The sequence below is a fragment of the Leuconostoc sp. JNUCC 76 genome (assembly GCF_053667755.1).
The window spans coordinates 1,094,251-1,114,150 of record NZ_CM132206.1 but is presented as its reverse complement, the minus strand read 5'-3'; the positions used below and the strand labels follow the sequence as shown (position 1 = coordinate 1,114,150).

General features: G+C 40.1%; 22 protein-coding genes. 9 read left to right on the top strand and 13 right to left on the bottom strand.

All coding sequences use genetic code 11. The features are described from left to right. Positions 1 to 2 precede the first annotated feature (2 nt). From JNUCC76_RS05595 to JNUCC76_RS05570, 6 genes are read right to left on the bottom strand one after another with little or no spacing between them, the layout of a single operon-like run. On the bottom strand, positions 3 to 428 hold the full coding sequence (locus JNUCC76_RS05595) for a thioredoxin family protein (protein WP_317848475.1): 426 nt from the start codon (positions 426 to 428) through the stop codon (positions 3 to 5). A gap of 12 nt (positions 429 to 440) precedes the next feature. Beyond that, positions 441 to 1,691, bottom strand: coding sequence for a phage tail tip lysozyme (locus JNUCC76_RS05590; protein WP_454153272.1), 1,251 nt, complete (start codon positions 1,689 to 1,691; stop codon positions 441 to 443). Positions 1,692 to 1,694: 3 nt separating this feature from the next. Next, positions 1,695 to 1,889 carry a hypothetical protein gene (locus JNUCC76_RS05585; RefSeq protein ID WP_004901748.1) on the bottom strand — a complete coding sequence of 65 codons (195 nt, stop codon included), beginning with the start codon at positions 1,887 to 1,889 and terminating at the stop codon, positions 1,695 to 1,697. A gap of 1 nt (position 1,890) precedes the next feature. Beyond that, the gene (locus tag JNUCC76_RS05580; protein WP_454153270.1) at positions 1,891 to 3,846 is read right to left on the bottom strand and encodes a type IV secretion system protein VirB4; all 1,956 of its coding nucleotides are present in this window, start codon (positions 3,844 to 3,846) and stop codon (positions 1,891 to 1,893) included. A 2-nt stretch (positions 3,847 to 3,848) separates the two neighbouring features. Then, complete coding sequence (locus JNUCC76_RS05575) at positions 3,849 to 4,502, bottom strand: TraC-like domain-containing protein (RefSeq protein ID WP_147651751.1); 654 nt, start codon at positions 4,500 to 4,502, stop codon at positions 3,849 to 3,851. Continuing rightward, a complete protein-coding gene (locus tag JNUCC76_RS05570) occupies positions 4,502 to 4,831 on the bottom strand; it encodes a DUF5592 family protein (RefSeq protein WP_013102170.1) in 330 nt (109 codons plus the stop codon). Before JNUCC76_RS05570 ends, JNUCC76_RS05575 begins: the two co-directional genes overlap by 1 nt. A 369-nt stretch (positions 4,832 to 5,200) precedes the next feature. Between JNUCC76_RS05570 and JNUCC76_RS05565 the strand changes: the two genes are divergently transcribed. Both JNUCC76_RS05565 and JNUCC76_RS05560 read left to right on the top strand, forming a co-directional pair. After that, positions 5,201 to 5,980 (top strand): ParA family protein, encoded by a 780-nt coding sequence (locus tag JNUCC76_RS05565; RefSeq protein WP_048593024.1) that lies wholly within the window; start codon positions 5,201 to 5,203, stop codon positions 5,978 to 5,980. Beyond that, positions 5,980 to 6,261 carry a hypothetical protein gene (locus JNUCC76_RS05560; protein ID WP_004915935.1) on the top strand — a complete coding sequence of 94 codons (282 nt, stop codon included), beginning with the start codon at positions 5,980 to 5,982 and terminating at the stop codon, positions 6,259 to 6,261. The genes JNUCC76_RS05565 and JNUCC76_RS05560 overlap by 1 nt, the downstream gene beginning before the upstream one ends. A gap of 50 nt (positions 6,262 to 6,311) precedes the next feature. On the opposite strand, the gene JNUCC76_RS05555 is transcribed toward JNUCC76_RS05560, so the two are convergent. From JNUCC76_RS05555 to JNUCC76_RS05525, 7 genes are all read right to left on the bottom strand, one after another. Continuing rightward, a complete protein-coding gene (locus JNUCC76_RS05555; protein ID WP_013102172.1) occupies positions 6,312 to 6,830 on the bottom strand; it encodes a hypothetical protein in 519 nt (172 codons plus the stop codon). A gap of 62 nt (positions 6,831 to 6,892) precedes the next feature. After that, positions 6,893 to 9,004 carry a pLS20_p028 family conjugation system transmembrane protein gene (locus tag JNUCC76_RS05550; RefSeq protein WP_454153265.1) on the bottom strand — a complete coding sequence of 704 codons (2,112 nt, stop codon included), beginning with the start codon at positions 9,002 to 9,004 and terminating at the stop codon, positions 6,893 to 6,895. Continuing rightward, positions 9,001 to 12,021, bottom strand: coding sequence for a type IV secretory system conjugative DNA transfer family protein (locus JNUCC76_RS05545; RefSeq protein ID WP_454153263.1), 3,021 nt, complete (start codon positions 12,019 to 12,021; stop codon positions 9,001 to 9,003). Before JNUCC76_RS05545 ends, JNUCC76_RS05550 begins: the two co-directional genes overlap by 4 nt. After that, on the bottom strand, positions 12,008 to 13,906 hold the full coding sequence (locus JNUCC76_RS05540) for an AAA family ATPase (RefSeq protein ID WP_454153261.1): 1,899 nt from the start codon (positions 13,904 to 13,906) through the stop codon (positions 12,008 to 12,010). Before JNUCC76_RS05540 ends, JNUCC76_RS05545 begins: the two co-directional genes overlap by 14 nt. Next, positions 13,903 to 14,385, bottom strand: coding sequence for a hypothetical protein (locus JNUCC76_RS05535; RefSeq protein ID WP_454153259.1), 483 nt, complete (start codon positions 14,383 to 14,385; stop codon positions 13,903 to 13,905). The genes JNUCC76_RS05540 and JNUCC76_RS05535 overlap by 4 nt, the downstream gene beginning before the upstream one ends. A 13-nt stretch (positions 14,386 to 14,398) precedes the next feature. After that, the gene (locus JNUCC76_RS05530; protein WP_454156494.1) at positions 14,399 to 16,666 is read right to left on the bottom strand and encodes an ArdC-like ssDNA-binding domain-containing protein; all 2,268 of its coding nucleotides are present in this window, start codon (positions 16,664 to 16,666) and stop codon (positions 14,399 to 14,401) included. Beyond that, positions 16,653 to 16,919 carry a hypothetical protein gene (locus JNUCC76_RS05525; RefSeq protein ID WP_002814593.1) on the bottom strand — a complete coding sequence of 89 codons (267 nt, stop codon included), beginning with the start codon at positions 16,917 to 16,919 and terminating at the stop codon, positions 16,653 to 16,655. Before JNUCC76_RS05525 ends, JNUCC76_RS05530 begins: the two co-directional genes overlap by 14 nt. Before the next feature lie 454 nt (positions 16,920 to 17,373). On the opposite strand from JNUCC76_RS05525, the gene JNUCC76_RS05520 reads away from it, so the two are divergent. The 7 genes from JNUCC76_RS05520 to JNUCC76_RS05490 all read left to right on the top strand — a co-directional run bounded on the left by JNUCC76_RS05520 (position 17,374) and on the right by JNUCC76_RS05490 (position 19,897). Continuing rightward, positions 17,374 to 17,742, top strand: a complete 369-nt coding sequence (locus JNUCC76_RS05520; RefSeq protein WP_273711700.1) for a hypothetical protein — start codon at positions 17,374 to 17,376, stop codon at positions 17,740 to 17,742. Between the two features lie 3 nt (positions 17,743 to 17,745). Beyond that, complete coding sequence (locus tag JNUCC76_RS05515) at positions 17,746 to 18,090, top strand: hypothetical protein (protein ID WP_270340384.1); 345 nt, start codon at positions 17,746 to 17,748, stop codon at positions 18,088 to 18,090. A gap of 10 nt (positions 18,091 to 18,100) precedes the next feature. Next, positions 18,101 to 18,472 (top strand): hypothetical protein, encoded by a 372-nt coding sequence (locus tag JNUCC76_RS05510; RefSeq protein ID WP_454156491.1) that lies wholly within the window; start codon positions 18,101 to 18,103, stop codon positions 18,470 to 18,472. Beyond that, positions 18,459 to 18,671, top strand: a complete 213-nt coding sequence (locus tag JNUCC76_RS05505) for a hypothetical protein (RefSeq protein ID WP_454156490.1) — start codon at positions 18,459 to 18,461, stop codon at positions 18,669 to 18,671. Before JNUCC76_RS05510 ends, JNUCC76_RS05505 begins: the two co-directional genes overlap by 14 nt. 239 nt (positions 18,672 to 18,910) lie before the next feature. Beyond that, positions 18,911 to 19,249: a hypothetical protein gene (locus JNUCC76_RS05500; RefSeq protein ID WP_454156488.1), complete on the top strand. Its 339-nt coding sequence runs from the start codon at positions 18,911 to 18,913 to the stop codon at positions 19,247 to 19,249. Then, positions 19,249 to 19,692: a hypothetical protein gene (locus tag JNUCC76_RS05495; RefSeq protein WP_061514929.1), complete on the top strand. Its 444-nt coding sequence runs from the start codon at positions 19,249 to 19,251 to the stop codon at positions 19,690 to 19,692. The genes JNUCC76_RS05500 and JNUCC76_RS05495 overlap by 1 nt, the downstream gene beginning before the upstream one ends. Next, a complete protein-coding gene (locus JNUCC76_RS05490; RefSeq protein WP_285714046.1) occupies positions 19,685 to 19,897 on the top strand; it encodes a hypothetical protein in 213 nt (70 codons plus the stop codon). Before JNUCC76_RS05495 ends, JNUCC76_RS05490 begins: the two co-directional genes overlap by 8 nt. Positions 19,898 to 19,900 lie beyond the last annotated feature (3 nt).

The window sequence follows — 19,900 nt, the reverse complement described above, 5'->3', positions numbered from 1 at the left end:
GGTTAATCTCCTGCGACCACTTTGGCAATCGTTTTATTGTTGGTTGAACTGGTACTGTCAATCACTTGATTACCTTTCAAAGCAATCACTGTGGGTACTTGTGTCACGCCGTACTTAGCAAGATATGCTTGTGCATCAGACTTTTTCACGTTGACCACAACATAATCAATTGTCTTTTGATGTGTCTTGATCGTCTTTTTAATCGTGCTACGCGCTTTTTTACAGTCAGGGCAACCAGGCTTATGGAAGATTAAGACTGTCTTTTGCTTGCTTTTGTTGTCTAGCTGATCAATTTTATCAGAGAAGTTTTTGGTATCTGGATAACCATTCACCTCTGTGTTGTAGTAATAAGTTCCACCAATTGCGGTTACTATAGCAATGGCGGCTAAAGAGAACACTGCAATGCTCCATTTCTTTAATTTATTCATATTTGAATACTCCTATTTATCTGTTTTGCCTGTACTAGAATCAAATGGCCCACTAGGAATAACAACGTTAGTGCCTGCCTTTGCAGGTAATTTGAGATAAAGACCAGGTGATTTTAGTCCTTTACTTTCGGGCGCCCAATTGTATTGATCTTTTGTTTGCACAGCGAAGTGAACGTGAATACCTGTTGCTTCACCAGTTTGTCCTTCGTGACTAATGTGTTGACCAGCAGAAACCTTATCACCTGTATTGACAACAATGGCTGACTGAGTTGGTGCGTGACCATAATAGGTAAACACCCCGTCAGTGCCTTTAATAACTAGCCAATTACCCCCAACGCTATCAAAGCTTTTGGCTACTACCGTGCCATCATGAACAGCGTACACATTACTTTCACCACCAGTCATAGTGTGGTTGACGGTTTGAAAATCGACACCATAATGTTCTGCGCCTGTCAGGCCTGCATAGTTTGGATAGCCACCTGTTATGTTGTACTTTCCTTTAACTGGTAAGCCGTCTGTGTTGTTATCCAAACCTGTGTCACATGAGGCATCAGACATAGCACTTGAATTGGCATCATCTGAGGTATCGCTTGAACCAGAATCGTTGTTGCCGCCATCAAAGACATCAATATCACCTGCATAATCTAGTTTGAAAACCTTTTTGACTTCTTCCGCTGTTTTAGCAGTGTCGGCGACTTTTCGTTGTGGATCATTTTCTCCGACCCCTTCAAACTTTGTATCCCAAGCCACCATTGAACTGTTAATGTTGTTAGCGGCCGCTAAGCCAATCAGTGTCGCCTTGTGGCTACTATGCAATTCATTGATTGCCAGTTGAACTTGTGCCTGTACAGTATCGCCAGTATCACCAAACCGATTACCGTTGATACCTCCAGCACCCCACTGCCAAATTCCCTTTACTGAGCCAGCAGGATTGACGGCTTTAGGGTTAAAGCCACTTTCTCTAAGTCCAATCGCAATCGCAGCAGCGATATTGTCGCCTGACATTTTAATTTCTTTATGAAAACGGTCAATTGCATGTTGAATATATTTATGCGTGCCTGAGTTTGGATCTTTCCAATCACCACCAAAGGCTGAACCACCATCATCAATTGTTGTATCATCATTCCAACAATTGGCATTCTGTGTTGAAAAAACCATGAAACACATTAAGAAAATAACTGATATTGATAGGATAGCTGTAGTGATGATGCCTATGATGACATACAAGCGACGTTTTTTATCTTGCATCCAACGTTCTAACATGGTCTAACCTCCGATTAAAAGGCTGAGGCCTTTGAGAATAAAAACAAAAACAAAACCACCAATGACATACCAAATAATTTTGTTATCCACTGGTTGAGGCTTTTGACCTTTATCGTAGTTCTCAACGATTTGTTGTGCCTCTTGTTTCATTTTTTCGCGGTTATCACGCGCCTTCTTTAATGGATGTGGCAATTTCATTTTACAGTCCTCCACCAAATAAATTAATTTCTGAGTCATTAAGATCAACGTGCATGAATGTTGCTTGCTTACCTACCAAATTCATTAAGAAATCACCTTGATCCAATCCTTGTAGTGCTTGTAGTTGACCATCAGTGATATTAGTTTCACTCACCACACTACGTAAACGGGTTGTATCCGTTTTTGATAGACGTCCAATCGTTTGCTTTGGGAATCGGCCAAAGAACGAAGATGCGGCACGACTTGCCTCAGTGTCTGAGGCATTGCCGGTTGGCACAACGTTTTTTAGTCCTGGGAAGATGGCAAACATACCAAAGAAATCTTTACCATGTTGTGCCATCATGTTATCGCCAAAGGTTATGCCTAATGAATGTTTAGCATTGAAAATATCATCCGCTTCATCCTGTATCCACCAGAAATATTTTGGTGGATTACCATTTTTGTTGCCCTGAGTTGAGACTTCACCACGCTTAATGCGCTCACGTTGTTGTGTTCCATTAATCGTGATGTAGCTTTCCATCAAAGACAAAATGGTAAAATATTGCGCGTTGTAGAGATCATCTTCTAATCTTGAAAGACCACTAGTATCAAAACGAATCAAACGTTCACCAGACAAATCAGGCATGGTAGTCACACCGTTCACCATGTCACCGTGGTTTTGAATTAGGCTGCTAATTGTCGATAAGATATTGTCCAAACGTTCTACGGCGGGTTGCGTCATGTTGCGCGTCAGCATGTTGCGGGTTTCGAGGAAGGTTTGAAAATCTTCGAGAATTGGATAATCTTCGTTGCGTAGACCAATCACACGTAAATCCTGCGGGTTGTCTTTTGGTGACAATGACCACATACGCCGTTCAACATAGAAATCAGTAATTAGGTTACCCAACATTTCCAATTCTTTCTTGTCGGCTTGTGGATTAAGTGTCGCGTAATAAGTAATCACCTTTGTTCGGTGTTGGTTGAAGCTAGCAATGACATCAACGTTGCCGTTAGCATCTAAGACTGTACCAAACACTTGCATCAAATTAATGATGTTTTGACTGCCATCAAGTGTCAGAGTGACCCCGTAATAGTAATTCACGAGGTCACGCCATTCATTGGACTTATCAAATACCCAAACCGTGTCACCGCGAGAAACTAATGGCCCCAAATTCTTTTTAGCAAACGAGCTTTTACCTGAACGTTCACCACCCACAACTAGGTTATAAGCGGTTAACTGCGTACGATGGTCATTGTAGCTAGGATCATACATAACCTCACCACGTTGCATCGTCAAACCCATGTATGAACCACGAGGATGAGCGATAAAGGTTTGGTTAAAGGCATAAGAACCAGCCAACGCATAGGCTTTCATTGGAAAACCTTTGTCTTTAATCGTTTGATTTTCAATAGACATGGCGGGCATAAAGAATTGTTGGAAGTGGGTTAATTGCTCAGAAGGATAAACTTTCATGCGGTAGTTAGAAAGCTGTTGTTGAATTTCTTTAACACGACGACGTAATTCTTCTGGAGAAACATCTGATACCAACAACCTAACGTAGACACGTTTGTAAATTTCACGACCATTTCGGGCTTCATTCAAATCTTGCAGTGTAATGTCAGCATCTTGTTCGGCTTCTAACGCGTCACCTTGTGAGGTCACTTCACTACGTGCCTTACTACGCAAGGTATTAGTAGCTGTTTCCAGGGCTTTTTGCACCTCAAACTTGTTCTCAGTCCCAATCTTAATGTCTACAATTGTATTCTTATGATTGATTAACTCTTTGAACCAGCCTTGTAATTGTTCATTTTTGGGATAGTCGTAGACGTTGATAATTGCACTACTTGCCATACCATCATCAAAGTAAGTAGTATGAAATTCAATACCACTAGGATTTTGAACTTCCTCAATAAGTTCTAAATTATAGCCGCGTGCTTTTAAAGCGGAACGTTTTGCTGTATTTAAACTTGTGCGCATGCTTATTTCTCCTCCAGTTCTAAGGTTTCACCAGGATTATTGATTTGGTACATGACCATCTTTTTACGATTAATTGAGACTGGCTCAGGTGTAAATGCCATGCCCGCGTGTGCCATGAAGTCACGACGATTTTTATCTAAGGCAGCTAACGTCTTACCGTAGATCACAGCGGTATATTCTTGATGTTTAATGTCACCGACCACATTTTTTTCAATATTAATTTCTTGCAAAATAGTTTGACGCATCATTAATAATTGTTGGTAATGACGATCATCTAGTTCACCACTATTTAATTGACTTTCCACTCTCACTAACTCTTGTCCCCATGAAGCTTGCTGGATACGGGTGTCAGCGGGTAGTTGACTAACAAATATATCAAAGTCTTCCACGTAAACTGATAGCAATTGATGAAAGTCAGCGATAATGGCATTAGAACTCTTATCACCTTCTGCATTCAGGAAATCCAAATCTTTTCCAGGTAGATTAAGCATGTCAGCGTATGTATCATCTGCCAATAGAATTGGATGCCCTTTTTTGTTCAAAATGTCTTTATAAGGTAAAGCAAAGTAGATTGGAATTGGTTTGCGATTATCAAGTGCTTGTTTGACAACTGTTAAACCCTTTCCCTTTTGTGCTTGTTTAGCTTTTATTCCCATTATTTTTCCTCTCGTTTCTTGTTTTCAGTAATCGCAGTTAGATCACCTGTGGCGTGCTTGCTGGACTTTAAGATGCCACGTAGGATCTCTTGATACATGAGACCCATTGGGTTACTTGGACTAGGTAAAATCAAATAGCCAGCTAGTAACGCATTACTGATAATTAGAATCAGCCCATACTTGCCAATATTGTAGGGATAGAATGATTTAATCATCAGGTAAGTAATCCCAAAAACAATGACTAGGACAAAGATTCGTTCCATCGTGAAGAACATCCACCGAGACACTTTCTTCCAAATATTGCGCCCTGGGGTAAAGTGTTCATACATATAATTTCTCCTTTAACAAGTTATTTTTGCCTGGATTGAAGTTCAATCTGTGGTCAGTGTACAAGGTATCCAAAAAATGTCATAAAGGTAAATGGTTTTTCCTAAGGCAAAGAAAAAGCCCCCTGCACGAACAGGAGACAATGATTTGTTTGTTATATTTTTGTGTATCCAATCTATATACGATATTGATATATGTGCATATATTCATCTTATAACACAAACATACCTTTAACTATCTTTAAAGTATAGTGTATTGATATATACATTATATGTATGATATAATATATATGTAAACGAGTTTTACATGCCTGGATTGATGGTTTCATCGTTATTTCGTTTTGACAGATAAAATAACTAAGGAGCTTCATCATGAGTAAAACAATTACATTTTCAGCATCTAAAGGTGGCGTTGGTAAAACAACGATGACATTCAACTTCGCTAGTTTTTTGATTCGACAAGGCTACAAGGTCTTGTTAATTGATTCAGACTATCAAGGTAACTTGTCCTCTACCTATGAAAGCTATACTAATAAAAATACGCTATACGACGTCTTTACAGGCGGTTTGGCTCAAATTAGACAAATTACCCCACAATTAGGTTTATTACCTGCTAGCCCTCATTTAGACGAATTAGAAGGTACATTACAATCAAAGAATAATAAAAACTTTTTGATGATGATGTGGCTTCAAGATCACCTTGAGGAAATCAAAGATTATGACTATATTCTAATTGACACCCATCCAGAGTTTGGGACATTAACGAAGAATATGATTGCCGTTTCTGATTATGTTGTTGTGCCACTAGAACCCTCAGAGTATGGTTTTATTCAATCAAAACAACAATTTGACCTACGGATGAAAGAGTTCCGTGATGATGCAGTAGATATTAGAACACGCGAATCACTGATTGAAGCAAAAGTTTTGTACCTTGCTAATCGTGTGAAGCACAATACCCGTTCAAGTCATGAGTTTGGCCAGATTATTGACCAAATTGAGAACCTTGTCGCTGTCTTAAATGAACGTGAAGTGTTTAATAGTTCAACCATGCTTAAAACCCCAGTGTTTGATTTAGACCAAGCCAAGCGCAACCCTAAAACCCTGCAGCAAATTAATGATGCTTATCAAAAGCTATTAGAAAGTGTGAAATAATGGATTACGATAAAAAAGACCCCCGTATGTTTGATGAAGCCAGCGCTCAAAAACAAATGGCAGATGCCTTTAGTCGAGACGAGCCACAATCAGAGGTATCGTTAGGTGACGGGTTTAAGTTACCTTCTTCAAATCATAGTAGTCGTAAAATACAAACGACTTACACCATTCGCCCTGAGATAAAACAAGGCATTGAGAAGTTGGCTACCAAACAAGGATTCCGCTCATCAAGTGCCTTTGTAGATCTAGTATTAGAACAAGTCTTAAATCAATCAAAATAGTTTAGAACAAAACAAAAGCCGTGATTACTTATTAAATCACGGCTTTTTATCTATTTCTTTATATCATCAGGATTAACTCCTGGATATTGTTTGTTATATGCCTTAACTGTGGAGAAGTAATCAGAAGGTGTGCCATTAGATTCGATTTGTTTGGCCCAATTATCGAGGGGATATAACATATTAGTATCACTGTTTTCAATGTTCACTGGGGTGCCAAAACTTTCTTTAACACCATCTTTGTGTCTTTCGGACTCAGATAGCGCAAGATAATGGCTAGCCCAATTCTTAAACTCTTTAGCTGTCCACGTAGTGAAATATACTTGATTTTCACCCATTATCAAAACATGTCCCTTCATCGAAGCGGCTTTTTTTGCATACACTTTTTCATTGTTCTTGTCTTGAACTGAGGTTGAGGCGGATGAAGCCTTAGCACTTGACACGTAACTTGATGATTGTGCCTCAGGACTGTTTTGTTTTTGTTGATGCAACATAGCCAACAAAATTCCGATAACAATGATTCCAATTACCAAAATCGTGATCCAAATTTTATTTTGCTTAATTTTCTCCATCAGTATACTCCCTAAAATCAACTACTGTTAATTTTACCGTATTAGCCTACAAATTAAAAGTTTCACTTGTCTTCTTTACTTGATACGTTTTGTTGATTCTGCATTTTAGCTTTTTGTTTTGCAATAACACTCTCAGCCCAGGCGCGATCCTTTTCTTTTTGTTGAACAGGTGTCAGTGGTTGAGTCACTGTCTTTCTACCAGGCAATGTACCGCTCAAACGTGGGGTGTTTGGACGTGACATGGTTGCTGGTGTTGCACCAATTCCCTTAGGTTGAACAACTGTTCCACCACTCACAATTGGCTTAGTTGAATTAGCAGTGCTAGACTTGGGTGAATTAGTTCTAGTAGATAAGCCACGATGTGCATCAGACATAGCGTGGCTCATGTTAGATTGAGACTTATTTGCTGTATCCTTTGGATGAGAATTAGGTGAATCTGTGGCAGCCTTTGAAAGTGCTTCATGCACATTACGTGGTTGAGAAGAAGATGGTGTATCACCGTTGTTTGATTTTGGTGTTACAGGTGAATGACGTTTGTTAAAGGCTTCAACGGCTTGTTGTCCTCCTGCAAAGTTGTCGGCGACACCACCAGCATAATCTTTGACATTGCCAACGGCTTTATTCACGCCACCTTTAACTTTATCACCAGCCGCACGACCAGTGTTTTTCAATAAACTACCTGGATGTTTCATTGCTCCAACTGTACGTCCTGCTACCTCAGCCGCCTTTGCCGCCTTACCTGTGGCTTGTGCGGATGCATCGACATCATTATCATTTAAGCTATGATCAGTCAGTGCTTTACTATTATCTAAGCCTTGATTGCCACCTGAGTTGGCAATCTTCTTACCTAGTTCACGATTCTTCTTTTTCTGTTCTGGTGAAATTGCGTTGAGACCCTTGCCAATATTTTTCTTGGCAACCCTTGTGGCGCCACCTACCATGTGTGCAGCTTGATTGGCTAACATCATTGAAGCAACAGGATTATGACCTGAGCGAACACCAGTCCATTGCTCAATCATTTCAAAGCCACCTGCGAGTCCTTTACCACCAGCTAACAGAGCGGCAATCGACAAAATTGTAAATGGCCACATATCTAGACCTAAACCATTAATGGTATTAAAGGCAAATTCTACCCAGGCAAAGAAGAAAATTAATGAAATTGGCATCATGACAATACCTGTTATTTGTCCCTCAATCATTCCCAGAACTTGCTGTACCCGTTTACCTTGTGTGCCATCTCTTAGGCCAAAGTAAACAATGGATCCTGCCATAAAAGCCATTTTATAGACTGAGGACAGCAAACGCACAATCGCACCAGCTACAACGATAATAAAGACTATTTCACCACCAATAATGCCTAACCAATTTGTTTTCATCACTGGATAATCATCCGCAAATGTCTTACCCAGAACAAGTGAGTCACCGGTAATATCAACCATGTTGCCATTGCCACCAATTTTTTTGGTAAATACAGACTTTTGAGCGTCACTTAAACCGTCGGTGTAACCAGCATCACTCATTACTGAGTGGAAATCCGAACCTTCAATTTTTTCTCCAGTAATTGGATGGTTACTCAAGTAGACTTTATATTTATTCAGGTCAAAGTTATTTGAGGCTAATGTACGCAAATTTGTAGAGTTACCTTGCCATAATTGTGTGACAATGTTTTTTTCTTTTGTACCTGACGTATCATTGACCGTGGCTGTCCCAATACCACTCATCAATCCAATCGCCCAGGGTAAAGCCGTGATTACGGCAACTGTAATGGTGATTCCCTTAGGCCATTCCCTACCCTTGCGACCAGAAGTAGCGGTATATTGTATCCACTGCACCATCATCATGATGCCAAATATAACAAAACCCAGGTACAGAAAGTCTTTAAGAATATTACCTAAATTCCAATTTTGATAAACATCGCTATTTGGCTCAAAAAAGATATTCATAAAGTCTAACAGTTTGAAAGATGACTGATAAGCCGTAAAGACTGCATTCGCAATGTAATAGAAAATCAATGCAATGCTGTGCATGAATAACATGATCAGCGTTAAGAAAATATGTGGCAATGGTGATAGGTATTGCGACCATTGGTTGTAAAAATCGGCTGTTGGGCCATTATTAGGTAGCGTTGGTAAACTACCCGCTAATGTATTGATGCCCGAGAATAGATTTGTCATTCGACTTCTCCTTGAGTTGTTGCAGCGTTAAGCTGCTTATATATTTCCCACATGTATGCGGGTTCGTTGTTTAGTAATCGTAGAACTTTACCGTTATTATTGTTGCCAGAAAGTGTCAGATATTTGCCACGATTTAAGTAAGCAACGGCACTGTTTTGTTCTTCCGTTTTATTTGAGCGTGGTATCCTCATTTTGATGGATTTCTCTACAATTTGACGTAGCTCAACATTGTCTAGTTGTTCTTCGGTCATAAATGGTTCATCAGGGTTAAAGTCATGTTTCCACTGCAAGTAACGTTCCTCATCAGAGAGTTCTTGTTGTGTTTGCACTGTCGCTGTTTCGATATCTTGATGCGCTTTGGCCAAAATGTTGTTGATTTCATCATCAGCTAACGTATTGAGTTGACGATTATCAATTTGATTGCCACCTGCGCCTTCTTCCTCAATTTCTAGTTGAACTTGTTGATCTAGCTCATCAAAGTAAGGCACAAAGTCATGATAGAGGTCATCATATTTCAAATCGTTATGCTGCGCTTTGATGTTCAAATCGGCTGTATAGTAATCAAGTGAATACTGCTTACCCAATAATTCATAGGCAAACGGCATTCGGTAAGCACCCGTAGAGAAAATTGGCAAAGGGCGAACAGAACGCCCTTTCTTATCCGCACGTTTGATGGTACGGATGGTAATCATCTCACGCGGACTCAATTCGCTAATTTCTTTGGCATCTAACAGCCGAACCTTGCTAACTTGTGCATGACGGTTACCACGATCTTGACGATCTAAGCCAATTTGTGAATTGACTGATTCGGTTTGGACTTCAACCTCACCTAGTTGCTTAGATAGTGCTTCATTTGTTTGCTCATCATTAGTTAAAATGTGGAACCAGTTACCCGTGTTACCATTGATGTCGTTGGTTTCCATTTCAGAATAATGCAATCGTGGTTGTGTTAAGGTTTGAATATACAAATCAACCAAATGCCCGTAGGTTAAACCACGCGTTAGAATGTTGGTGAAGCCTGGAATACGTGGGAACATAGAAAACTCATTGAGCTTATAAAGTATCCAACTGTCCATTTTCCTGCGGGTAATCGTTGATGCAATGTCCGTATTGACTGAGAAAACTTGTGAGATAAACAAGCTGGCCAAAGCGGAGAAATCATCGTTAGATTGTGGCGTGATGATGAAGACTGCCATTGGATTTTCTGAGTAACGCAAGGTGACACCTGGTGTCTCAGTAGTGCCTTGTGGTTTAATCTGATCGACCAGGCATTGGATGACAGGCTGCTTAGAAAACAAGTCACGCTTAATCTTGCCATTGAGTAATTTTCGTTGTACAATCTTACCAGTCAACGTAAACGACTGTTTACGCATCGCAATTGAATTGCCGTCATTATCGAGTGACAACTCAATTTGCCATGAGACGGGTAAATGGTTATGAATCGGATAAGCTAGCGTGCCTGATTGGGACACAGTTAGCTTGTCCTTTTCTATTGCATGCTTTTTACCTGATTCATAAACATGAATGCTAACATGAACACCTTTATAGCGGTCAGAGAACTTAATCTTTAGCATTCTTGGAAACCCTAAGTCGGTCAAATTGATAGTGTTAAAGGTTGTCAGACGAGTGATTGACTCTGAGGCAAACAAATTCAAACGATTCATCACTGAGAAAGAAATTGATGATTTTGTATCGCCTGTGGCGGATAGATACTCAGCGGCGTTTAGAATAATCATATTGCGCGCTGGTGTTCGCGGTAGTTTACCAATATTAGTAATGTACTTAGTTAAGCCATCACCTTCCTTGTCCGAGAACTTGTTCATATCATTGATGAATTGCAAGACGTTTGAGATGGTCACCATTGATTTGTCCTGGTGACGTACAGCAATATCTAGCACTGTGAGCATGACTGCCTGGATGGTACTTTCAGCGGCACTATCCCAAATATCTTTGTGGCTACTTTCTTCCCCACTTGAACCACCAATGACTTGTACAACCTTACGCAATTCCGTATTGGCACTGTCCCAATCACCATCAAAGGCATAATCAATCGCAATTTCAAGTGGATTCCAGGACTCAGACTCACTTGGCTCCATGATGTTAAGTAGTTTCACGTCATAACCTGCTGTGCGTAAGGACTTGTAGCTCATTTTGGCATCTTCGTTTTTGGCATCCGTATCAATAATGTTCCATTTGATTTCGGCACGACGAATGATGTCAATTAGGGTATACCCTCGCATTTGGTCTTTTGAAGAACGCGTCATCCCAGTGGTCTTTGAATGTGTGTTACTGGTATCCACCCAATAAAAACCATCAAAACCGCCTTGAACATTCAGTTGCTTTTCAAATAACTTTGGCAAACGTTCCAGTAAAACGGGACGTATTTTTTTGTAGATACCACCAAATTGTAAAGAATTCATTCCAAGCGGGCGCTTGAACCATTGCCACGCCCACAGGAACGGATGAATCATAAAGAATTCGAAGGTGTATCCTTGTGTGTGCAGCACTGGTTGTCCTGGGCGACCCTTAAAATTCTTATTGCGATCGGGAATCAATTTATAAACCTTATCCACCTCACGGACTTCCGCAAAACGGTTAGTGTTACGTGTTTGGTCTCTAAACAATTGATACCAGTCGTAGATGCGCTGGAAGACATATTTTTTAAGTAGGAGTAACAGGCATAGGATTAGTACAATGCTTGTTACTAAAGTTAGTCGCGACAGAATAGTGAAAATATTGATTGGATTGAGCACAGTGGCTGTCATGTTCATGACATCATTGAACTCAGGCCATTGAGCAACACCACTTTGCATATAGAACTTAAAGGCTTGAATATATGGGCCAACTACTCTTATCAACAGGTCAACAATAATCGTGACGTAAAGCGATATGAATATCACTCCAATAGTTGCTATAATGCCATACAGCCATAAGAACCAGGGACGACCACGCCAACGAATGTAACTCTCGCGCATAAATTGTCTTTCAGCGCGATAATCTTTTTTAAATAGCTTCATTGTCTGTTGCCTCCTTAACTGTGGAAACCACAACTTGCCATTCACCATAAGGGCTTGTCAAAGACGGTGGATTGCCAATGGCTCTAAAGATGAAAGTGTCAAAGTCTTGTCCTAATCCTTGTCGCTTTTGGATAATTGCGGCAGACACTGGATCACTCACATACGTGGCAATTGTGTCATCAATTGGTCTGACACCTCGCGATGGTTTATAACCAACATCTGCGATGTAGTTGGCAATTGGTGAGCTGACCTCCTGTTTGTCATTTAGATACTCAAAGCCCAGGTCAAACGATGGGATATAACGCGCCACCTCTTGTGTGCCAAAAACAATGTTGAAGCCGCTCTCTTGTGCTTTTTGATTGAGTCGGGACAATTTTAGTTCAACAATTCGCACCATATCCGCCATTTTTAAGACATCAAAGACAATAATGGCACCAATTCTAGCGATAAACTCAGGACGGTAACCATCACTTTGCAAGGCAATTTCGAGTTGTTCTTCAAAGTTTGCTTGACGCTTTTTGTCTTCTTTAACAGAATCTGATTTGGCATCACGATTCATCACTGCTGTTGCCCCTGAGTTAGTTGTCATGACAATGATTAAGTCTTTAAAGTTAATGACACGACCATATTCATCACTCAAACGACCATCATCTAAGACCTGCAAAAGCAAATCCATGACTTCTGGATCAGCCTTTTCTATTTCATCCAACAATAATACGGCATAAGGTGTGTGCCTGACTCTAGTGGTGAGTTGATCTTTAAATCTTTCTAGGCTAGTCCCTGCAAACTTAAACTCAGACATATCAAAGCGGATAAAGTTTTGTTGGTTACCAAATAGATTTAGCGCTAGTTGTTTGGCGGTCTCAGTCTTACCAACACCTGTTGGCCCCATAAAGAGAAATGATTCAGGCTTTGAGGTATCGGCTAATCCTGCCTCGCGATTAGTCAGTTTCATAGCAACTTTTTCTAAGGCTGTGTCTTGGCCAATCACCTGGCTTTTTAGTCTTGGTAACAAGTTCAATAATCGTTCATCAGTCGTCTGATTAATGACATATTCGGGTACATGATAATCATCATGAATAATCGTAGCTATGTCTTTATTTGACAGTGTTGGTCGATTATCCAGTCGTGCGACACTTAACGCACCATCTAGCAACATAATTGCCTTTTCAGGAAAGTAACGGTCAGTGATATAGCGTTGTGATAGTGCCATAATTCTGTCTTGTACCGTTTCTGGCACTTCAATACCGTTATTTAGTTGTAAGGCGACTTTAGATAAAACACGCTTCGTTTGTTCAAAGCTTAATTCTGGCACTTCAATCAAATCAAATCGCCGCATCAGTGCGCCATCACGCGCCACATATTCGTGAAATTCTTTCGTAGTCGTTGCTCCAATAATTTGGAGATCATCACGACTTAGAGCTGGTTTGATAATATTACCCGCATCCAATGAACTTCCTGATGTTTCAGCGCCCGTGCCAACAATTTGGTGAATTTCATCAATAAAAGCAATTACAGTGTCTTTATTGGCAATCAATTCATCAATGATCGCCTGGAACTTATGCGCAAATGACTCAACATCGCTGCTTTTCATCAAGTTGGCCAAACTAATTTGAACTAAGTGTTTGCCTTTGAGGGAAGGAACTGACGTACTTAACAATTGGCGTGCCAAATCCTCTACAATAGCTGTTTTACCAACTCCAGGTAACCCAACTAATAAAGGCGCATTTTGAATTTGTTTCATCAAGGAGACCATGATACGACGCGTAATACTTTCACGTTCGTAGGCACGATATTTGTCTGGTTCAGACATCACTTTGGCACTAATGTCTGTTGTATAGCGGTCAAGGTAAGGTGTGGAATTGTTGTGTTTTAATTCAATCATTCATTTCCTCCCTGGTCAGTAACGGGATCACCGTAATTCGTACTGCTTTCAGGGACTTGATTTGCAGCATCGTGTTCTCTGGCTAATTCCTCTAATTCACTTGTACTCGCATCAATGTGATCAACTGCTTTTTGACGATCAGCGAGTAAACTTGTGTAGACATCAGTGCTTTTGGCATCATCTAATTGATGATTCAATTGGCCAAGTTCTGGCACTTCGTCAGCGGCAATAAAATCACCTTCGGGATCATAGATTGAGACTACTTGTAATTTCTTGCCAATTTGTTGTAATACGGCCACCATTTCAATACCTAGAATTGGATCGCCTGCTGGAAATAATTCATGGTAGCGCCTGGTTTCAATTGTCAAAGCAATTGCACCTGGTTGACCCTTTTCCTGGAAGGATAAAATATTGACTTCAGCAGACTTTGTAATGCCTGTGATAAAGCCTGTGAGTTCTTGAATGTTTTCTTGTGACATGTGTTTGCTCCTTTTACATGTGTCGTGTAGTTGTTTGATTAATGGCCTGATAGTTCTGTTCGACAACCGCTAACTTATCAGGCTTAAGCAATTTTGTTGTTTTTGGTTGACGGATTTCACCGTTGCTCAAGTTATCCGATAAATACTGAGTAACATCTGTACTAGCTTTGAGTGCTTGACTAATGACTTTGCCAGTGTTTTGACCCTCAAGTGCCTTTAAATTCTTTGACCAACCCGCAATATAATCAACGCTTTTCTCACCAGGTTCAATGCCTAGGTTTTTAGTAATCACATAGCTGGATAACTCAGCCTGCGTTTCTTTAATGGCTGTTGGCCAATTATTTTGACTTTGCAGGGAATGAAGCTGTGCATGTGCTATTTCATGCGCTAAGGTGTGAATTTTATCGGTTGGCGTAAGGTCACTGCGCAACAGGATATATTTTTCATCCTTATTGGTTTTTGATTGAACAAAGGCGCCTTTTGCTTGTCCTTGCCAGGTCATTGGTCGCTTGGCAATTTGTTCGTCTACACCTTGGTCAATGACGGGCACTTTAAGCTTGTCGGCGAACTTCAACAACGTTTTATAGGCCGCATCCAGATGTTTCGGACTTTTATCAGTGGCTAAGTTAATTGGACGATTCGGTAACATACTTGGCAATTGCTCAGCTGTGGCATTTGTTTGACGAACATCAAATACGGTTTCGACTGGATAATGTTTTACACTGCGGACTTCCAATTGCTTGTTATTGGCTAATTGCTTTTGTTCAGGTGTCGCATCAGACCAACGTATTTTTTCGCCATTGGCAGCAATGATTGTTTTTAAGTTGGTTGGGGCGCCAAATATTTTGATGCCCTTTTCACCCTTATTAACTTGGATGCCATCAGCAGACCATTGTTTGTAGCCTTTCAACAAGGTGGCTTTTGGATTTTGTAGTTGAATCAACATTGAATTACGAGCCGAATAATTTAAGCCAGTCGCGGTAAAGTCAAGGAGCTTTTTAAGTTCAGCGGGATCTTGTTGGTACTTGGCCACCTTTCCCATTGCCTCTTGAATTATCTGCTTATTCTTCAAAGCATTTTCCTTACGACGATCAGCTTTGGAACGACGTTCTTTACTCTTTTTCGGTGTTTTTTCGTCAACTACTGGCTTAACAGGTTGAATGGTACTCATTTTGACATCCACATAATCTGGTTTGCCTGTTTGTGTCTCTTGCACTGCAAGTTTTTCTAAGGCATCTAAGCGATTAGCATTATCCGTCATACTCATAACGCGCCGCCCTGTAACACCTGCTTTCAATTGTTCGTTCCAATCTTTGCCTTGTAGGGGAATATGACGCTCTGCTTCAATCGCTTCACCAGTAATTGGATTTTTAAAACTAAAACGATCAAAGTAATCAGCGGCTTTAAACCCTGCAACATCGTTATCAAAAGCCACAATGATCTTATTAAATTTGGCTTGCTTAGCAGCAACCGCATCATTCAAATATTGCAAGCCACGTTTGGCATCAGTTCCAGACACAGACAACAGCGTGGCGTTACTTTTCACCATGTCTTGATGGTTTTGTTGGGCATAACTCAATAAGTCAATTGGGCTTTCAAATAGAATTAATGTTTTGTCGCCTGATCCAAATGAGAGGTTATATCCCGTTGAGGTATCACTGCCAGCAAATATTTTTTTGGATGTGCCACGCTTTTTGTAATGTTCAAAGTCTTGTTCAGTTCCTTGACGATCAGCGCCCACAATTTTGCCATTCACATCTTTCCAGGGGAAGATGACGGGGTTTTGATGTAGTTTATCACCTTCACGATAACGGCTTCCTTGTACCACTGCGCCACTTCTCAATAAATTGTCAACGAACTGTGGATTGAGCTTTCGTTGATTAACTAAATAATCTTTGGCTACGTTTGTTTCCTGAGTTTTGAAGACCTTGTCATAATCAAACTTGTAACGCGGTGTATTGTCTTCGTAGAGTTTAGAGACATCAATATTTTCACCTTTGACAAAGCGTGCGTAAGCCAGTTGATTTTTAATAGCGGCACCTTTGCTGTCCCCGTCTGATTTGCCTAATTCGTAGTAGTGGATGAAATCAACCAAGTCACCTTTAACGCCAGTTGAGTTCCAGACAAAGCGATTTAATTTTGTTCTAACCACCAAACTGTCATGATCAACCATACGTAACTCAGTGGGAGTGTCTGTCGTGTATGGAATACCTTTCCAATCACAATAGCCACGAATTGGTAATAATTTAAGCTGCGCACGTTCTTCTTTACTGATCGCCATGAGCTTGTCCTCCAACTTGTTTGTCAATTGGTAAGTGATTCAATTCAGCAAATGCCTGGTCAATATCATCTGTTTCCAAATTCATTTTGGCTAACAGTGACCGTCCCAATTCAGCCACAAGGGCATCATTGAGTTGTTTGATGTCTTTTTTGATCGCGCGCTTTTCGTCTTGAATTGCTTTTGCCTGTAAATCTAGTTCATCCAAACGTGTTTGCTTTTCTTTAATTTGTTGGTCAATCGTTTTTTTAGCCATTTTGTAGCTCCCTTTTTGTTTAATATAGGGTCAATATATCAACCTTTTAAATAACTTCATAAAAGTAAATGGTTTTTCCTGAGACAACACAAATCCCCCCAGTCCCCCTAATCATTAACTTGACAGGCGTGGTTGATACCACACCAGTAAAGTTAATTGGGGGTTCAAAAAAGCCATCACATTCAAACGATTTTCAAACCGTTTAAATGTGATGGCTTTCCTTCCTGCTGGCTGTTATGCACCATCTATTCTTGCTTTTGTGACTACCAAAACTCTAACAAGCCAAGCAAATCTAAGGACTAAAGTCCAAAGATTTGGGGCTAAATTTGCAAGGCCAAGCACTACGTGTCGCTACGCGAGCTTTGCAAAACCGCCCTGGCTTGTTTTAGTTTGTCCGTTCACAACACAATAAGAATAAATTGGTCACAAAACAGGCCAACAGGAGGACAAGACTATGGGCTTAGATATGTATTTACAAACAGAGAACAAGCAAACAGGTAAAGAGGTCATTATTCACTCATGGCGTAAAGCCAATCAAATTAGAGATTGGTTTGTAAGACGCTTTGACTTAGACCCTAATGACCAATTGAAAATTGCAATCACTCGTGATGATTTAGAGGCGTTAACAAGTGATATTGAACAAGTTTTGGCAAGCCACGCTTTGGCATTAGAGTTGTTACCTACGGCAGCAGGTTTTTTCTTTGGTAGCACAGACTATGATGGTTATTATTTTGAAGTGTTGAGAGACACACGGCATTTTCTTCAAAAAGAATTCACTTACAACAGTGATTTAGAGAATTTGTACTATACAGAATGGTGGTGAAATATGAATATCAGAATTATTAGAATGGAAACCTACTTACAAAATCCAGCAATGGTACTAATTCCAAGCGGTGCTATTCAAGCCGTAGAACTTGTTTATGAAGCTAAAAGCTATGATGAAGATGACTTGACGGCTAATGTTTGGTCAGGGCTGGAAGATGAGTTATCCGAGCTAGGACTTTACTACCCCGTCAACAACAATTGGGTACATCATCAACATCTAAATGATAAATACGATAGATTAACAATTGGCTACGTCGCAGACAACAACATCACGGTCACAAACGAAAGCCTAGTAAATCATATTCACGGCAGTATTGATGGTGACGAAAGACCCGATTGGATGTAAAGGAGACATTATGGCATGGTATAGCCCTCAACAAGTTTTTACAACCGACTATATGATGATTGAACAAAATATTTCAATAAATGCAGAATTATTGAGCTGGCGTGATTGTGACTCAAAATTAAAACCAATTCACTTGCAAGCGTATCGTAATGACTACAATGACGGTGATTATGACTATTTTTTCTCATTACGGTTTGCAGAATATCCATTGTCAAATCCTGTTTTTGATAAAGATGTTACGGAACTAGTATGTGGCAACCCAAAAGCCAGTGCAGCAACCATTCGCAAAAAGTTGTTTAAAATCATGAATGACTGGTGGCTAAACAACCCAGACTATCACTCATCAAAATCAGACAAGGAGCAACAAAATGACAGAAACTAACCCATTTGAAATTGTAAATAAGCTAATCACTACCAATGGTGTGATGATTGCAACCCTAAAAAATGGTGATGAAATAACCGTGGCTAGTAATGGTCTAGCGAGACATAACGGGACTTACTTAAAAGATTATGGTGACATTCTAGCGAGTGTTTCAATTGATACAATTCTTGACGCTATTGTTCAGTCAATATCTCAATAAAAAAAGCCATGACTATTTTTTAGTCATAGCCCTTCCCCCAGTCCCCCTGATCATTAACTTGACAGGCGTGGTTGATACCACACCAGTAAAGTTAATTGGGGGTTCAAAAAGCTCACTTCCGTTCGCATCGCATCAAATTGTTCTGTTTGCTCTGTGCCGTTTTCACAATCGCATGATAAAGAGTCTGTAAGACGCAAGCGCCAAACAGTCTCTACAAAGAAACACAAGGACGTGGCAAGTTGCTGCGCAATCCTTGTGTTTCTTTGGTTATCATGCCAATTGTTACCCGTCACGACGCAACCAGCTCAATTGGAGCGATTGCCAACAGGAAAAAGTTTTGGAAAGGTTTATTTCTTATGGAAGTTTATTATCAACTTATTCGCAACAGCGTTCATACCGTGCGTTATGCCTCAACCGATAAGCAAGTTGTCCTCACGCATGGCTACCCAATTTATTTACAAATCTATGGCGTTAATCGTTCTACAGATTATATTTTGAAAGACACGTTTGCCTTTTTAGCCACCCAATACGGCAACAATATTAAATTAGTCAATGTTGATGAACTGGAGAAAAAATAATGACAAAGCAATTCTATGATGATTTTAGCAAATTACCAATCGCCAAAATGGCACAATCAATCGCTGATATGACTTATTTGTTCAATGAGACCAAAGTGCCAACTAGTCACTATAAAGCGCAATTAAGTAAAGGCTTTGAAGAAATGGTTGAAGCCAGTGTTAGTGTTTCATTAGTCAACACCATTTTCAACACTTTGCAAGCTTTGCAAAAAGAAAGCCCAAAGCTGTTTTATCAAGCTATGCTCTGCCTTGATACCAAAGTAAAGCCTAGCAGTATTACCCCTAGTCAATATCAAGCAATGGAATTTACTTGGTCACAATTTGAATTGAACAAAAAGAAAAATATCCTTGATAAGGACTTTATCCAAATGTTCAATCAAGTTGAAGAAAACGGACTAACCTATTACACACAAAACCAACAGGAGACTAATGACAATGAATGATGAAGTGATTGAAAATATAGCCATACGTTACTTTTCGTGGTCTGATGAATTCCCTATGGGCGGGAGTGAAATTCACGTCAGTGAGTCCACTAGCAATGACTCGGGTGAAATAGATTTATCAGATGATGAAGCACTGCGATTAAGTGCATTTATCATGCAAGAATTAGCTGAGGGTAAACACGTTACCCTTAGAACCACAATTTAAGGA

Excerpts from the sequence above, each read along its gene's own strand:
- JNUCC76_RS05595 (WP_317848475.1), bottom strand. The coding sequence starts at position 428 with ATGAATAAATTAAAGAAATGGAGCATTGCAGTGTTCTCTTTAGCCGCC.
- JNUCC76_RS05590 (WP_454153272.1), bottom strand. The coding sequence starts at position 1,691 with ATGTTAGAACGTTGGATGCAAGATAAAAAACGTCGCTTGTATGTCATC.
- JNUCC76_RS05585 (WP_004901748.1), bottom strand. The coding sequence starts at position 1,889 with ATGAAATTGCCACATCCATTAAAGAAGGCGCGTGATAACCGCGAAAAA.
- JNUCC76_RS05580 (WP_454153270.1), bottom strand. The coding sequence starts at position 3,846 with ATGCGCACAAGTTTAAATACAGCAAAACGTTCCGCTTTAAAAGCACGC.
- JNUCC76_RS05575 (WP_147651751.1), bottom strand. The coding sequence starts at position 4,502 with ATGGGAATAAAAGCTAAACAAGCACAAAAGGGAAAGGGTTTAACAGTT.
- JNUCC76_RS05570 (WP_013102170.1), bottom strand. The coding sequence starts at position 4,831 with ATGTATGAACACTTTACCCCAGGGCGCAATATTTGGAAGAAAGTGTCT.
- JNUCC76_RS05565 (WP_048593024.1), top strand. The coding sequence starts at position 5,201 with ATGAGTAAAACAATTACATTTTCAGCATCTAAAGGTGGCGTTGGTAAA.
- JNUCC76_RS05560 (WP_004915935.1), top strand. The coding sequence starts at position 5,980 with ATGGATTACGATAAAAAAGACCCCCGTATGTTTGATGAAGCCAGCGCT.
- JNUCC76_RS05555 (WP_013102172.1), bottom strand. The coding sequence starts at position 6,830 with ATGGAGAAAATTAAGCAAAATAAAATTTGGATCACGATTTTGGTAATT.
- JNUCC76_RS05550 (WP_454153265.1), bottom strand. The coding sequence starts at position 9,004 with ATGACAAATCTATTCTCGGGCATCAATACATTAGCGGGTAGTTTACCA.
- JNUCC76_RS05545 (WP_454153263.1), bottom strand. The coding sequence starts at position 12,021 with ATGAAGCTATTTAAAAAAGATTATCGCGCTGAAAGACAATTTATGCGC.
- JNUCC76_RS05540 (WP_454153261.1), bottom strand. The coding sequence starts at position 13,906 with ATGATTGAATTAAAACACAACAATTCCACACCTTACCTTGACCGCTAT.
- JNUCC76_RS05535 (WP_454153259.1), bottom strand. The coding sequence starts at position 14,385 with ATGTCACAAGAAAACATTCAAGAACTCACAGGCTTTATCACAGGCATT.
- JNUCC76_RS05530 (WP_454156494.1), bottom strand. The coding sequence starts at position 16,666 with ATGGCGATCAGTAAAGAAGAACGTGCGCAGCTTAAATTATTACCAATT.
- JNUCC76_RS05525 (WP_002814593.1), bottom strand. The coding sequence starts at position 16,919 with ATGGCTAAAAAAACGATTGACCAACAAATTAAAGAAAAGCAAACACGT.
- JNUCC76_RS05520 (WP_273711700.1), top strand. The coding sequence starts at position 17,374 with ATGGGCTTAGATATGTATTTACAAACAGAGAACAAGCAAACAGGTAAA.
- JNUCC76_RS05515 (WP_270340384.1), top strand. The coding sequence starts at position 17,746 with ATGAATATCAGAATTATTAGAATGGAAACCTACTTACAAAATCCAGCA.
- JNUCC76_RS05510 (WP_454156491.1), top strand. The coding sequence starts at position 18,101 with ATGGCATGGTATAGCCCTCAACAAGTTTTTACAACCGACTATATGATG.
- JNUCC76_RS05505 (WP_454156490.1), top strand. The coding sequence starts at position 18,459 with ATGACAGAAACTAACCCATTTGAAATTGTAAATAAGCTAATCACTACC.
- JNUCC76_RS05495 (WP_061514929.1), top strand. The coding sequence starts at position 19,249 with ATGACAAAGCAATTCTATGATGATTTTAGCAAATTACCAATCGCCAAA.
- JNUCC76_RS05490 (WP_285714046.1), top strand. The coding sequence starts at position 19,685 with ATGAATGATGAAGTGATTGAAAATATAGCCATACGTTACTTTTCGTGG.